This window comes from Streptomyces sp. NPDC057249 (genome assembly GCF_042669245.1).
In the GTDB taxonomy this organism is placed as follows: Bacteria; Actinomycetota; Actinomycetes; order Streptomycetales; family Streptomycetaceae; genus Streptomyces.
This window is the reverse complement of sequence record NZ_JBHUXS010000038.1, coordinates 1-12,648: the sequence shown is the minus strand read 5'-3', so window position 1 is coordinate 12,648 and position 12,648 is coordinate 1. Positions and strand designations below refer to the sequence as shown.

Sequence of the window (12,648 nt, the reverse complement as noted above, 5' to 3'; positions counted from 1 at the left end):
GTCGCAATCCACACCGAACCCGGAAGGCCCTCACCCATTCAAGAACCCACAGCCGAGACCTGCCTCACCCGTCCACAACCTCCCGGGACAGAACACCTAGGCGTCCAATGCTGGGTTGTCGAGCGCCCCTTCGCTCACCTGCACTCGTTCCGCCGCCTGGGGATCCGCTGGTAAATGAGTGACGACGTCCACAAAGCCTTCCTCATTCTGGGATGCGCACTCATCTGCTGGCGACGCCTGTCACAGCTGACCCCAGCCCCCCGCCTTCCCGGAGCAGCCGTTCCCTGACCGAAGGGGAACGTCGAGGAGCTGGCTGACCCGCATGCCTTCTTCGCGTGAGGTCACCCGCGGCAGCGGGGTGAAGTCGTCGGGAAGCACGTTCAGCGGGCTCGACCACGAGGCTTCCCGTACGCAAAGTGATCAACAATTCGTACCGCGACTGGTCTGGAACCTCCGGGCGGTCGGACAGGCTGTTCCACAGGGCCGGCCACAGGTAGTGGGCGCCCTCCGGCGCCGCACTCGCCCGCACTGGCTGCGTAGGGGAGGCACAAGAGCGGATGTGGGTGGGTTGCGGCAGGTCCAGAACCGTGCAGTGCTGGAACGTTTGATCGATAGCATCTCGTCGTGAAGTTGGGTGGTCAGCGGTCTGACGAGGCGAGGAAGCCATGAGCGATGATGTTCTGTCGATCATTCCGAGTGATCCGCAGTGGCAGCCGGACCGCGATGCGGTCGACCACGTCGTCGCGCTCGTCGAGGACCTGGCCCCTGGGGTGATGGGGGGCGGGGGCGTGGAGATCGAGGCGACGTGGCACGACGTGGTGACGGTCGTCGACTGCGGGGCGAACTTGGAGAGGATCGGTTGCCCCTTGTGTCAGGCGGCCATCGACACGGAGTGGTGGGGCGACCTCCTCGAGGCTCACTGCGACGACGGGTTCACCACGCTCGCGATCGAGGTCCCGTGCTGTGGAGGATCAACTACTCTTGACGCGCTGGATTACGACTGGCCCTGCGGTTTCGCCCGGTTCGAGATCGCCATTTGGAACCCTGAACGCTCCTGGTTCAGCGAGGGCGAACTGAGGACTCTAGGGGATCGACTGGGCCACCCGGTGAAGCAGATCCGAGCCCATATCTAGGGCTGCGCAGCTCAGGTGATCGCCTGTTGCTTTGCAGCCCGAAGAAGCGTTGTCACTGGCTGGGGAGACACTGAGCCTCTTCCCACCTGAAGTGTCATCTCCGGATCCTCAGCTGACGCGGGTTGGTCCTGCAGAAGCCTCCTTGCCGCAGAGTCGCCATCACGTGCCTCCGTCCTGTTGCGTTGATGTGCGCCAGCCCCTCTGGCAGGGTGCGGACATCAAACGGGGAGGGACCCATGCTGAAGCAAGTTGCCGAGGGTGTGCTGATCCACCAGAGTGAGTTGCTCGAGAACAACACTGTTGTCGTGCAGGGCAGGGACGGCGTGCTACTCGTCGACGCCGGGATCACCGGTGCTGAAATGATCTGCCTGGCGAACGACCTTCGAGAGCTGGGCCGGCCCGTGGCGGCAGGGTTCTCGACGCATCCCGATTGGGACCACGTGCTCTGGCACGCAGAACTCGGCGAAGCGCCTCGCTACGGCACGGCCCGCTGCGCGGACTTCATGCGGGATGTGTTGTCGCACGCGGACTGGAAGGCTGGCGTCACCGACGGGCTGCCGCCGGAAATCGCCGGGGACACACCGCTCGACCTGTACGGCCTCATCACTGGTCTGCCTGCTGCAACCGCGCAGCTTCCCTGGGACGGCCCCAAGGTGCGGATCATCGAGCATCCGGCACATGCTCCGGGCCATGCCGCCCTGTTGATCGAAGAACGTCGAGTTCTCATCGCCGGCGACATGCTCTCCGACGTCTTCGTTCCCATGCTCGATGACACCGATCACCCGATTGAGGACTACCTCGTCGGGCTGGGGCTGCTTGAGGGCGTAGCGGACGACGTCGATGTCCTTATCCCCGGACATGGGTCCGTCGCCAGGGATGAGGAGGTACGCGTAAGGATCGAACTGGATCGAGCGTACGTGGAGGACCTACGCGACGCCCGGGTGTCCAGCGACCCACGGGTCGTATCGCCCAAACCCGGCTGGGAGTGGGCAAGCGGCATTCACGAAGGGCAGGCCCGAAACCTCGCCCGGTGAAGCACGCCAAGGGACGCCTGACCAGAGAGCTGCTTTCGCCACAAGACGCCTCTGTCAGTGAGCCTCTTCTCAGCCGGTGGCGCTGAAAGCGAGTTGGACCGCCCTGCGCAACGACGAAGCTCCTGGTAGACGGGTTCTCGACCAAGATCACGTGTTGCCAGGAGCTTCGCGTGCTAGCCGGCCCCGCACCGCCACGCACACCGCTGCCCTGGCCGACCTGCGACCGTCATTGCGCTGCGGCGCCCTGAGAAGTGGTTCAGGGCCTGCCAGTGGCGGAGGCGGCGGCCACGAAGAACGGAAGGGCGATGAGAAGGCGGTCGTCCTCGGCGCGTCGACGCTGCTCGGCGAGCCACTCCTCAGCCTGATCCCTGGAGACGGCGCCGCTCGCGCAGGCCGGCTCGGCGAGCCTGGTGAGCAACGGCAGCATCGCGGAGCCGGTGAACACGCTGGTATGCACCTCGACAGTGACGTCGTCGAAGCCGCCGTCCAGCAGCAGGCTGCGGTACTGGCGACCGGCGCGGGGCGTCCCCAGGAGGTCGGCGCGGGCGTGCACGATCGTGCGGGTGAGCTCCGCGTCGTCCGAGTCGATCATGATGGCGTCCCAGTCCTGCCCGACCAGGACGATACTGCCGCCCGGGGCAAGGACGCGCCGTGCTTCCGCCACCGCGCGCCCTGGTTCCCGAAGTACGTGGAAGACCTTGTCGGCGCGGTAGCCGCGCACGCTTCCGTCGGCGAACGGCAGATCGTCCGCCCCCGCTTCCCGGAATTCTGCCGCCGACCATCGTTCCCGGGCTGCGGCCAGCATCCGCGGATCGGGGTCCACGCCCACCGCGTGGACGCCGCGTTCGGCCAGCTCGGCGACGGCACGTCCGGCGCCGCAGCCGACGTCGACGACGGTTGAGCCCGGAACGAGAGACAGCAGTTCGTAGGAGCGGGCTCGCAGCCGGGCGGCGCTCGGCATCTGGTCCGCAGCATCGAGAACGGCCAGCAGGGCCTGGGTGTCGCGGTGCTCTGCCACCGCTTCCTGATTCTTGGACATGGACGTCATGCTGCGACTTAATGTCGGCATGAAGTCAAGCGAAGACGGCGACGCGATGAGTATCGGTGCCCTTGCGGCACGGTTCGGCCTGGCTACGCACGTCCTGCGGCATTGGGAGGCGATGGGCCTGCTGCAACCCGGACGGGACGCGGGCGGGCGCCGCCGCTACGGTGCGGACGACCTCACCCGCGTGGCGGTGATCCTCCTTTACAAGGAGGCCGGCCTCGGCCTGGACACCATCAGGAGCCTGTCCGCCACTGTCGACCGCGCCACCCGGCACAAGGTTCTGCGTGACGAAGCCGAGGTGCTCCGATCAAGAATCGCCGCGGCCCAGGTCTCATTGGAGCTCATCGAGGGCGGCCTGAACTGCGCGCACGAGAACGTCACCCAATGCCCGAACTACCAGTGGTTCATCGCCGAGCGGATCGGCCCCCGAGCGCCGGCCCACGGGCGGGCACGAGGTGGACACCCGCCTACTTCTCGGGACGATTGAGCCGGGCAGGCGTCGAGCCGGGCAATGAGCCTTTTGATCCTGATCAGGTGGCAAGTTCGAGGGTGAGGACGGCATGGACGACGGCGGTGCTTCGAACGGTGTTGCAGCGCAGCTTTCGCAGGAAGTCGCCAGGGTGGCTATGGCGCGTTCGCCAAGGCTGCGGCTCTTGGCATGATCGCGGTTGTTAGCTGGCACCAGCCCTGCAGATTCTTGCCCCGGAACGGGACGCGGACAGCAGGCCCTGCACCCTGATAGGCCTTGTCCGCCCAGCACTTGATGTTTCCGGAGATCAGGGCCGCGGGAATGTCGTGGGTCGGGGGCTGCGGTCAGATCGTGCACAGTTCCGGGCAGCGCGTTTGAGGGCCCAGATCAGTCGGCCAGCTGGATCTCGGTGAGGACCAGCAAGCTCAGCCCATGGTGCTCCTTTTTCCCGGAGCAGTACGGCTGGTCGGCAGCGATGCGGTCGATCGGCAGCACTGTGCCGTCGAGGATCGCGTTCACCTTCTTCCGAACGGTCGACGTGGCCTGCTCCAGCGTGGGCGCCCGTGCGGCCGTAAGGCCGACGGCCTCACACATGTATCGATAAGCCGTCGCGATGCCGACGCGGAAACCTGCCGCGAGGCGGGCGTGGGTGTCGCCGCAGCGCATATGGGCCAGAACGAGCAGGGCCCGCCGGCCACGGGTCAGCCGACGCCCCGGAGTCGATCCGGCGGCGGTGACCTGCGAGGAGACCGGAGAGGTGATGCAGGGTACGGCTGGACAGATCGATGCCGGACGGGGAGGCAAACAGGCGAAGGCCCCTGGCGGACTCGTGATCTTGGCCGTGAACCCGCCTACCAGGAGCTTTCTTCATACCCGCCTTCGGGGGATGCCGGACCAACCACCCGCAGCAAAGGCGTTCAATATGTCAGCCACTCTCTGTCAGGAATCAAGTCTTCGATCCATTCCTGGCCTCGCATGGCCCAATGAGGAGCGAGGAACACTGGCCGACAGCGGGTGTGGTCACCGTTCTGCTGGCAGCGCAGGATCAAGCCAAGGCTGAGGAGATACGGCTCCCCGCGAGGCCCGAAGCGCAGGCCGTCGACGTAATCGGGCAGGGTCGGATCCTCAAGCGTTGACGCCGTCTCCTCGAGCCAGGGTTCAAGTTCCGAGGGCAGCCGGCCAACCAGAGGAGTGCCATCGAGACTGACCTGGGGGCCCCGGCAGGCGTCGACAGCTACGGCTGCCAAGGTCTGGGAGTCCTGGTCGTAGTACGTGTCGATGCCAACGCCGTCGAAGGGATACCAACGCGCGTACATCTCACCCCATCCCGTGATGGGCTCGCCCAGAGCGGCTGAGACTTCCTCCTTGCTCTGGCCGAACCGTATGGGCCCCACAGACCTCGATGGGACCCATGTCCACTCCGGACGCTCCCCGTCCCAAAGGAACCTCTCCGCGAACCAGACCAACGAACCCACCCCAGATCGAAACATGCATGCAGGAAGATTCTTGCAAGGCGCGTTGCGAGGGGCACCACGAGCCCCCCTGCGGGGGCCGATCGAGTATTCCGGAACCCACCCTGGGTGACCGTGGTGACGAAGGGTGCGAGATGCAAGAGGGGTTCGAAAGTGCGGGCAGCGGACCGGGTCTTGCTCACTTCGGCTGGTGGCTCCTCATCACCACGATGGCCAGGCAGCTCTTATCGTTCAGCGCGCTGCAGCCTGAGGTTGGAAAGGGCTTATTCACGCATGGAATGCGAACTCACGCCGCCCACTGGTCTCGGTGCCCTGGTCATCGGTATGCCGCGCGAGGTAGCAGACCACGCACTCGACTCGTTCCGCGAACCTTCAGCGGCCTCGGAATCAGACCAGTTGGGCAGGTTCGCTTTCCGGCCGAACAGCTGATGATCGGCATCCATCGCTCGCGAGGCGAGCTCGAAGCCCCCGAGCCGGGCCGGCCCGCAAGCGGCCAGGACACCGTCCGGTTCGGCGGCATCGACGTCTTCGGCCTGCCCGCTGTCGAGGTAGTCACCCTGTTGCGAGGGCTCGCCGTAATCACCGAGGCCAAGGACGACCCGGCTCCCTCATCGCACCCGACCTTGTTCTCAGCTTCTGGCGCCCTTCGAAGCGGAGGACGAACCCGATGACGAACAGGGCTACTACCTCAGCCCAGTCCTCCTGGCTCGACCCGGCTACTACGACACGCACCCGCTGAAGCCGCTGCCGGACCCGGCACAGCTGGACACCAGCAGTCGTGACCTGACGAGAGTTCGGCTGGTAACGGTTCACCCGTTGCCACCGCCCATCAGAGTGATGGCCTCACCACCCCGGTCTTCAGGTCTGTTGGCATATCAGGTGAGTCCCGCCAGTTCTGGGCGATCAGCAAGAGCGCGACCCATGCGTCATGCGATCAGGGCTCTGCGACAGACCGCAGCCGTCGTGGTCAGGCCGCCAGTCGTCGATAGCAGCTCAGGGTCGCGGTCATGCCGGCGAAGGGCACGCGTGAAGGCCGGGAGGTGCGCGGCGTTCGCGCGTAGCGGCGATGCAGGCGACAGCTCCCGGCCCTCGGCGACCCACGCCACCGTGCGCTCCACGTTCAGCGGTGGCGCCGCAGTCGCTGGGAGGACTCGATGCCCGTACGGGCGATGCTCGGTGTGGTGTGCCGCGAGCGCAGCCACCGTCGCAGAGGGGCGTAGTCGTACCCCGTGTCGGCATGCAGTTTTGCGGGGCGGCGCTCACGCGGTCCGCGGCGCGAGCGGATGGGCGGAATGCCGCACACGAGGGGTCCCAGGCTGTGGCTGTCGTTCCTGCGCGCGGCGGAGATCTCGATGGAGACGGGCAGACCAGTTCGCTCGGTATTCAAGTGGATCTTTGATCTCTAGGTAGGTGGCTGCGAACACGATCGCCGCGAGCGCGTGCCGATCCCATGCCGGCCTCGCCCGCCGCCCTGCGGACGCCCGGGGGCATTGGGGACCACCCGCTGGAACAACTCGCACAAGCCTGTCCGGAACCAGACGCTCGGCTTTGCTGCTTCATCTCGGGCCAGGGGATCGCGTAATCCTTCAAGGCGAAGCGGGGTTGTCCGGTCGTGCACGCGGGGTGGGCCAGGAGCTGAGTGGGTGCGGGCCGCGGTCGATGACGGTACGGATGCAGAAGGTGCTGCGGGCGTCGCGCACGGGGCCGATGGCCAGGATCTGGTCGGTGAGCACCTTCTCGAAGGTGCGCAGGTCGGGCACGGCGAGCTCGACGAAGAAGTCGGCGTCGCCGGAGACCACGTGGCAGGCGACCACATGGTCGATCGTCTTCAGTGCCTGTTCGACCACTTGGGAGGTGGTCCGGGAGTGTTCGACCTTGAGGGAGAGGAACACCGTCAGCCCGAGGCCGAGGTGCTCGCGGTCCAGATCGGCGCGGTAGCCGGCCAGGACCCCGTCCTCCTCCAGTGCCTTGGTGCGGCGCAGGCAGGACGAGGGTGACAGGTGTACGGCCTCGGCGAGGTCGACGTTGGGGGTGCGTCCGTGACGCTGAAGGTGGTCCAGGATCGCGCGGTCGATACGGTCGTACATGGGGCGTGGCATGAAATGCAGCGTACTGGCCGTACTGGCGAATAATCATGCACCGCAGCGCCGCGCAGGCTCTCTCTGTGCCATCGCATGCCGGGCGCGGCGGTGCATGCTGGTCACACTCCGTGGGGCCGTCGAGCCGGTCCTGCGGACTTCCTGCCCGCTCTCATGCCATCGGACTGCCTCATGCACCCTTTTCCTCTGGAACCCGACCGCGCCACGATGGCGGAAATGGGCCGTCTCGTCCTGGACTGTGTCATCGATCGCACCGAGAGCCTCCCGGCACGCCCCGCGACCAGCCCTCTGTCGCCGCGGGCTGAGGCCGAGCTCGTGGAGTCCTTCCTGATGCCGCCGCCTGCACGGGGCGGTGACCTGAAGGCTCTGCTCGCGCGCCTGGACGAGGCCGCCGACTGCGCTACTGAGACGGCCGGGCCCGGCCACCTGGCGTACATCCCGGGCAGCGGGCTGTACTCGGCTGCGCTCGCCGAGTTCTACAACCGTGCCGTCAACCGTGACGGCGGCCTGGCAACGGTCGCCCCGGCCTTTGCGGCGTTGGAAGAGAGCGTGATCCGCTGGATGGCGCGTGTGGTGTGCGGCCTGCCGGAGGGCAGTGGCGGACTGTTGACCAGCGGCGGCTCGATGGCCACCTTCTCCGCGACGGTCGCCGCCCGCCACGACAGACTCGGTGAGGATCTCGCCGACGGCACCGTCTACACCACCGCCTTCGCCCACCACTCCGTCGCCAAGGCCGCCCGCCTCGCCGGAATCCGCGCCAACCACATCCGTATCGTCCCGCACACCCACGACCTGCGGATGGACCCCCAGGCCGCCGCGACGATGGTCCGCGCCGACCGGGACGCCGGACTGCGGCCGTTCCTGCTGGTGGCCACCGCCGGCACCACCGATTCCGGCACCATCGACCCTCTGCCCCAGCTGGCCGACCTGGCCCGCAGGGAGGACGTGTGGTTCCACATCGACGCGGCCTACGGAGGCTTTTTCCGGCTCACCGCACGCGGCACGGAGCGCCTCGCCGGCATCGAGGAGGCCGACTCGATCACGCTGGACCCGCACAAGACCCTGTTCATGCCGTTCGGCACGGGCGCCCTGGTCGTCCGCGACCTTGCCGCCCTGCATGCCGCGCACGACGGCACGGGCAGCTACCTTCAGGACATGGGAGCGGGGAGCGTCCCAGACTCCGGTCACCTCGGCCCCGAGCTGACCCACGAGATTCGCGGCCTGCGGGCCTGGCTTCCCCTGCAGCTGCACGGGGTGGATGCCTTCCGCGAGGCTCTGGACGAGAAGCTCGACCTGGCCGAACACGTCCACCGCACACTCTCCCGCACCGCGGAGCTGGAGGTACCCCAGCGCCCGGACCTGTCCACCGTGATCTTCCGCGTCCGCCCCGACGACAGCAGCCGGGCCGCCGCCGAGCGGGCCGATGAGGCGAGCCGCCGTCTGCTGGAGCGGATCAACAGCCACCAGCGCATCGTGCTCTCCAGCACCGTCATCGACGGCCGCTACACCCTGCGTGTCTGCGTGGTCTCCCACCGCACCCACCACGACCGCATCGCCGAGGCACTCGACATCATCACTGCCGAGGCGGCTGTGGGGGCAGGAGGCTCCGCTGCTGCCCCCGCTCCTGAGAGGCAGCGCCATTAGGTAACGGGGGGAGGGCTGACGGTGACCGGCCCGGATATAGAAATTTGCCTTTGGCGGTTCAGGTCGTGGGGCGTCGTTCTTGGCGCCGCCAAAAGGCTTCCTCTACTTACTGATCGTTTCGGAATGAGAGGAGCGGGCTGAACGGGTCAGTCCTCAGGGCGTTGCAGGATCTGCGTGAACTCGCCGTTCTCGACCAGGCCGGTGAGAACCTGAATCATGTTGCTGATGCCGGCGTCGCGGACAATGAGCCCGTCTGAGCACCAGAAGTAACGTCCTCCCAGAGCCTCGCCGCTCGCCGCCCATCGCTTCATCAGCGTTTCCACGTGACCTGCCGTGCATATGGTTGCGCTCCACCGAGATCCGTCCCGCAGATGCACCTCGACGTCAATGTCGGTCACCGCGTCGAGGTCTTCGTCGGCGTCCGGCAGGAACGCGGCTTCGAAGTGCTCGGTGTGGACGCGGTACCAGGGTTCATCCCAGCTGCCAGATGGTGTGCCGTGGCTCATCGGGCGAGTGTGCCGGGCCGGTCGTCCCGCCTCAACTGCATTGTTCTGGCACGCTTCCGGCGTGAACAGTGATCTTGTGCCCGCTGATCTGTAGGAGCGGATATCCCGCTGATCCCGTCCCAGACACCGCGGTGGCACCGGTTTCCCGGACGGAAGCCGGTCGACGACCGCACTGCGTCGGCTGGCATCGTGTATGTCCTGGGCAAGGGCGTCTCGTGGGAGGGCGTCCCTGCCGAACGGATCGGCTGCTCCGGGGTCACCTGCTGGCGGCGGCTGCCGGACTGTACCGAGGCTGGGGTGTGCGGGCCCGCCTGCATGAGGCGCTGCTCGTCGCGCTCGACGTGCCGACTTGCTGGACATGGACGGCTGATAGTCGACCGTCACAGCACACCACTCGCCGCCTCGCTGACCGGCGGCAACCGGTGCGACGTCACCCAGCTCATCCCTCTGCTGGATGCGATTCCGCGCATCCGCGGCTGCTGTGGCCGTCTCCGCCACAAGTCGAAGTGTCTGTGCGTCGACCGTGGCTACGGCATCCGCAAGCGCTGCCGACTCCTGTGGGTCCCGGGGTATCGTCCCCGAGATCGCCCGACGTGGCGCCTCACGTGGCGCCGGCCTGGGCACGACACGTGAGGTGGTAGAGCGCACGTTCGCGTGGCTGCGCCAGTTCAAGCGTCTGCGCATCCGCTACGAGCTGCGCGCCGCTCGAAGACCGGGCGGCGCTGCCGTTGGCCCGCGCGGTGCACGGCGACATTGACCTTGCGCGTTCGTTCTGGGCATTCGCCCACGGCATGGTCGTGCTTGAACTCGACGGTCGCTTTCCGCCCGGCGCGGACCTGGACGTGGCCTGGCGCACCGGCTGCGAGGCCTTCGCCCAGGCGATCCGGAACAAGCCCCAGGCAACTCGGAACAAGCCCCTGGGAGGCACGGCATGACCACTCTTACCGAGGTACCCGCGGCCGGCTACGTCGCCCGCACCGCGGGCTGCGTACCCGCCGCCACATGTGGAGCTGAGCTCAGACATGTCACCTTCTCGCCAGGAGTGACCATATGACCTCCCCTACGGCCGAGAGGGCTTCTCGGAGCTCCGCCTCGGGCCCGGTCCGCGTCGCCTGGGCGCTGTGCGGTGCATTTCTGCTGTTCTGGCTCGTGTTGGAAATGGTCAACCATGGTGGCGGGACGATTCCGCTGGGAATCGCGGGCCTCTTCGCTCCTGATCTGACGCTGTTCGTCGGACCGTCGGGGTCGCACGGGGCCGGGCAGCTTCCCCGCGGCCGGGTGCCGGGCTACAACCTCGTCCACCGGCCGGTCGTGCCCCTCCTGTGGCTCGCCGTCTGCGTTGTGCTGCCCGACCCGCCTGGCACCGCACTGTTCACCTTCGGACTTGCCTGGCTGCTGCACATTGCCGTCGACCGCGCGCTCGGCTATGGACTGCGCACCGCCGACGGCTGGCAGCGCTGAGCGACGGCCGAACAGCCCGTGCCGTCGGGCGTGCCACCGGAAGCCCTCCACGACGTCGGCCGAACTCTCGCTACTCCACAGTGCTGCGCCGACGTCTGCTGGGGCTGTCGGTTCTCCTGCACACGCATCCGGCTGGGCCGCCACCGCTGGACCGTCGAACGCACCATGGCCTGGCTCGCCGGCTGCCGACGATTGCACCGACGATACGAGCGCAAGGCTGACCACTTCCTGGCCTTCACAGGAGTATGGCCAGATGATCAGATCCGAGCAGATTCAGAACGCAACCCTTCTCTGGCAGGAACACCGCGATGCTGAGTTTCCAGCCAGCCTGCGAGGTGTCGAGGTCGAGGACATCGACATGGTGCTGCTCGATGCGGGAACCGCGGGATGCGTCTCCATGTGGATCAACAATGGCGGCACCCTCGATCCGCAGAGCAGGCGCATTCTCCGGACCTGTGTCGAAGACTTGGAGCGGGTGATTTCGCAGATCGGTAGCCCATCGGGCCGCCGGTACTACCAGCGCTTGCATCAACTTGCCCTGCGCATTTCGGATGTCCTCGAAGCCGAATGAGAGGGCTTTTCAGCTCGATCCGTTCCGCGAGTGCCGCCGGTTCGGCATGGACGACCGGGCGGTGGAAGCAGTCGTCCCCGCGGAACGGCGCGAAGATTTTCCCCGGCCCCGGCGTAGGAGGGGTTGAGGGCGGTCATAGGCGTGTGGTGGAGCAGGCCCGCGACGAAGGCGCCGTCAGCTGCTCCCACAGCGGCAGGTCCTGGTAGTCCCGGGGCTTGAGGTCGTGGCCAGCGCGCGTGCCGCGGAGCAGGTCGCCGACGGCCTCCGGGTGGGCGACCGTCGCCCCGGGCAGCGCACGGCACAGCCCGGCGGCGAGAGTTGTATTGCCGCTGCCGAAGGCACTGTTCAACCAGATGATCATGCTGCTCCCGTGGTCGTGGTGGCTGTGCCGGTGGGCCTGGCGGGGGCTGGGAGGCGCCCGTCGCGGCCGGACCACTGGAACACCAGCCGGAAGGACGCCTTTTCCAGGACGTCCCCGGCGGGCAGCTGATGGTTGGGGGTGCCTGCCGGGTATGCGGTCAGGACGGGATCGGCGTGCTCGTCGTTGTCGGCGGCGCGGATGTGGCGGTCCCAGGCATGGACCGTGTCCGAGAGCTGCTCGGCGAGCTGCTGACCCTGTTCACCGAAGGCGTGCACGACCCACTCCCACGCCCGGCCCTGCGGGTCTTCGCCGTACCGGGTCTGGACATGGGTCAGGTAGGCGAGCGAGCCGTCGCCGAGGACGGCGGGCGCGTCACGGCCCTTCGGGATGACGATGACTCCGGGATCCTGGTGAGCGTGCAGCCGGCAGAAGCCGGGCAGCGTGGTGGCCGCGTACAGCTGCAGAGATCCGAAGTAGGCGCCGGCGCCCATCGTGATGCCCGTGGCGATCTCGCGCCGGGGACCGAGCAGGGCCTTCTGCACGCCGTGGGTTCCGGCCGGGGCGCCCTCGTCGAAGCGGAGGCTGAGCGCCCCGTCGAGAAGGGGTACGACGGGGGCGGGGCGGGCCTGCTGCCCCTGGTCGCGGACGAAGCCGCAGTACGTGAAGTGACGGGCGTGCAGGACCTCGCCGCGCCGCTCGAAGGTGACCGACCGTGTGTAGCCGCCGATCTCGAGCGGCAGCACGAGGCGCCCTCCGTCGGACAGTTGCTCGACCCACGCAGGCGCGATGTCCCAGCAGTTGTAGGTGATCATGGTGGCGTCGAAGCCGCCGCGCGGTACGAGGTGGGCGGGGG

12 protein-coding genes and 5 pseudogenes are annotated in these 12,648 nt (G+C 67.3%); 9 read left to right on the top strand and 8 right to left on the bottom strand.

Annotation, left to right across the window (positions count from 1 at the left end):
• The first annotated feature begins 665 nt into the window (after positions 1 to 665).
• Together ACFUJY_RS35045 and ACFUJY_RS35040 are read left to right on the top strand one after the other, a co-directional pair.
• Positions 666 to 1,133, top strand: a complete 468-nt coding sequence (locus ACFUJY_RS35045) for a hypothetical protein (protein WP_383307218.1) — start codon at positions 666 to 668, stop codon at positions 1,131 to 1,133.
• 236 nt (positions 1,134 to 1,369) lie between these two features.
• On the top strand, positions 1,370 to 2,167 hold the full coding sequence (locus ACFUJY_RS35040) for an MBL fold metallo-hydrolase (RefSeq protein ID WP_383307216.1): 798 nt from the start codon (positions 1,370 to 1,372) through the stop codon (positions 2,165 to 2,167).
• 256 nt (positions 2,168 to 2,423) lie between these two features.
• On the opposite strand, the gene ACFUJY_RS35035 is transcribed toward ACFUJY_RS35040, so the two are convergent.
• Positions 2,424 to 3,206, bottom strand: a complete 783-nt coding sequence (locus ACFUJY_RS35035) for a methyltransferase domain-containing protein (protein WP_383307214.1) — start codon at positions 3,204 to 3,206, stop codon at positions 2,424 to 2,426.
• 7 nt (positions 3,207 to 3,213) lie between these two features.
• Here ACFUJY_RS35035 and ACFUJY_RS35030 point away from each other — a divergent pair, with 7 nt between their 5' ends.
• Positions 3,214 to 3,699, top strand: a complete 486-nt coding sequence (locus ACFUJY_RS35030) for a MerR family transcriptional regulator (protein WP_383307222.1) — start codon at positions 3,214 to 3,216, stop codon at positions 3,697 to 3,699.
• A gap of 43 nt (positions 3,700 to 3,742) precedes the next feature.
• Here the strand turns inward: ACFUJY_RS35030 and ACFUJY_RS35025 are convergent.
• From ACFUJY_RS35025 to ACFUJY_RS35010, 4 genes and pseudogenes are all read right to left on the bottom strand, one after another.
• A pseudogene (locus ACFUJY_RS35025) lies at positions 3,743 to 4,489 on the bottom strand (transposase family protein).
• Between the two features lie 109 nt (positions 4,490 to 4,598).
• Positions 4,599 to 4,997 (bottom strand): hypothetical protein, encoded by a 399-nt coding sequence (locus tag ACFUJY_RS35020; RefSeq protein WP_383307213.1) that lies wholly within the window; start codon positions 4,995 to 4,997, stop codon positions 4,599 to 4,601.
• Between the two features lie 1,123 nt (positions 4,998 to 6,120).
• Positions 6,121 to 6,552, bottom strand: a pseudogene (locus ACFUJY_RS35015) (transposase); the annotation flags it as partial.
• 187 nt (positions 6,553 to 6,739) lie between these two features.
• Positions 6,740 to 7,252, bottom strand: a complete 513-nt coding sequence (locus ACFUJY_RS35010) for an Lrp/AsnC family transcriptional regulator (RefSeq protein ID WP_383307211.1) — start codon at positions 7,250 to 7,252, stop codon at positions 6,740 to 6,742.
• A 216-nt stretch (positions 7,253 to 7,468) separates the two neighbouring features.
• Between ACFUJY_RS35010 and ACFUJY_RS35005 the strand changes: the two genes are divergently transcribed.
• Positions 7,469 to 8,896 carry a pyridoxal phosphate-dependent decarboxylase family protein gene (locus ACFUJY_RS35005; RefSeq protein WP_383307209.1) on the top strand — a complete coding sequence of 476 codons (1,428 nt, stop codon included), beginning with the start codon at positions 7,469 to 7,471 and terminating at the stop codon, positions 8,894 to 8,896.
• A 146-nt stretch (positions 8,897 to 9,042) separates the two neighbouring features.
• Here the strand turns inward: ACFUJY_RS35005 and ACFUJY_RS35000 are convergent, their stop codons facing one another.
• Positions 9,043 to 9,402, bottom strand: a complete 360-nt coding sequence (locus ACFUJY_RS35000) for a hypothetical protein (protein WP_383307207.1) — start codon at positions 9,400 to 9,402, stop codon at positions 9,043 to 9,045.
• 102 nt (positions 9,403 to 9,504) lie between these two features.
• Here ACFUJY_RS35000 and ACFUJY_RS34995 point away from each other — a divergent pair, with 102 nt between their 5' ends.
• The 5 genes and pseudogenes from ACFUJY_RS34995 to ACFUJY_RS34975 all read left to right on the top strand — a co-directional run bounded on the left by ACFUJY_RS34995 (position 9,505) and on the right by ACFUJY_RS34975 (position 11,434).
• Positions 9,505 to 10,035, top strand: coding sequence for a transposase (locus tag ACFUJY_RS34995; RefSeq protein WP_383307220.1), 531 nt, complete (start codon positions 9,505 to 9,507; stop codon positions 10,033 to 10,035).
• A gap of 71 nt (positions 10,036 to 10,106) precedes the next feature.
• Positions 10,107 to 10,337, top strand: a pseudogene (locus ACFUJY_RS34990) (TetR-like C-terminal domain-containing protein); the annotation flags it as partial.
• 115 nt (positions 10,338 to 10,452) lie between these two features.
• Positions 10,453 to 10,863 carry a DUF4260 family protein gene (locus ACFUJY_RS34985; protein WP_383307206.1) on the top strand — a complete coding sequence of 137 codons (411 nt, stop codon included), beginning with the start codon at positions 10,453 to 10,455 and terminating at the stop codon, positions 10,861 to 10,863.
• A 129-nt stretch (positions 10,864 to 10,992) separates the two neighbouring features.
• Positions 10,993 to 11,178, top strand: a pseudogene (locus tag ACFUJY_RS34980) (transposase); the annotation flags it as partial.
• On the top strand, positions 11,117 to 11,434 hold the full coding sequence (locus tag ACFUJY_RS34975) for a hypothetical protein (protein WP_383307204.1): 318 nt from the start codon (positions 11,117 to 11,119) through the stop codon (positions 11,432 to 11,434). The pseudogene ACFUJY_RS34980 and the gene ACFUJY_RS34975, both read left to right, overlap by 62 nt.
• A 133-nt stretch (positions 11,435 to 11,567) precedes the next feature.
• Here the strand turns inward: ACFUJY_RS34975 and ACFUJY_RS34970 are convergent, their stop codons facing one another.
• Together ACFUJY_RS34970 and ACFUJY_RS34965 are read right to left on the bottom strand one after the other, a co-directional pair.
• Positions 11,568 to 11,795 (bottom strand): hypothetical protein, encoded by a 228-nt coding sequence (locus ACFUJY_RS34970; protein ID WP_383307202.1) that lies wholly within the window; start codon positions 11,793 to 11,795, stop codon positions 11,568 to 11,570.
• Positions 11,792 to 12,648, bottom strand: a pseudogene (locus tag ACFUJY_RS34965) (methyltransferase, FxLD system); the annotation flags it as partial. The pseudogene ACFUJY_RS34965 and the gene ACFUJY_RS34970, both read right to left, overlap by 4 nt.

Bases quoted from the DNA above. Each gene is read 5' to 3' on its own strand.
- ACFUJY_RS34985 (WP_383307206.1), top strand. From the start codon at position 10,453: ATGACCTCCCCTACGGCCGAGAGGGCTTCTCGGAGCTCCGCCTCGGGC.
- ACFUJY_RS35005 (WP_383307209.1), top strand. From the start codon at position 7,469: ATGGGCCGTCTCGTCCTGGACTGTGTCATCGATCGCACCGAGAGCCTC.
- ACFUJY_RS35035 (WP_383307214.1), bottom strand. From the start codon at position 3,206: ATGTCCAAGAATCAGGAAGCGGTGGCAGAGCACCGCGACACCCAGGCC.
- ACFUJY_RS34975 (WP_383307204.1), top strand. From the start codon at position 11,117: ATGATCAGATCCGAGCAGATTCAGAACGCAACCCTTCTCTGGCAGGAA.
- ACFUJY_RS35000 (WP_383307207.1), bottom strand. From the start codon at position 9,402: ATGAGCCACGGCACACCATCTGGCAGCTGGGATGAACCCTGGTACCGC.
- ACFUJY_RS35040 (WP_383307216.1), top strand. From the start codon at position 1,370: ATGCTGAAGCAAGTTGCCGAGGGTGTGCTGATCCACCAGAGTGAGTTG.
- ACFUJY_RS35020 (WP_383307213.1), bottom strand. From the start codon at position 4,997: ATGTACGCGCGTTGGTATCCCTTCGACGGCGTTGGCATCGACACGTAC.
- ACFUJY_RS35010 (WP_383307211.1), bottom strand. From the start codon at position 7,252: ATGCCACGCCCCATGTACGACCGTATCGACCGCGCGATCCTGGACCAC.
- ACFUJY_RS35030 (WP_383307222.1), top strand. From the start codon at position 3,214: ATGCTGCGACTTAATGTCGGCATGAAGTCAAGCGAAGACGGCGACGCG.
- ACFUJY_RS35045 (WP_383307218.1), top strand. From the start codon at position 666: ATGAGCGATGATGTTCTGTCGATCATTCCGAGTGATCCGCAGTGGCAG.
- ACFUJY_RS34970 (WP_383307202.1), bottom strand. From the start codon at position 11,795: ATGATCATCTGGTTGAACAGTGCCTTCGGCAGCGGCAATACAACTCTC.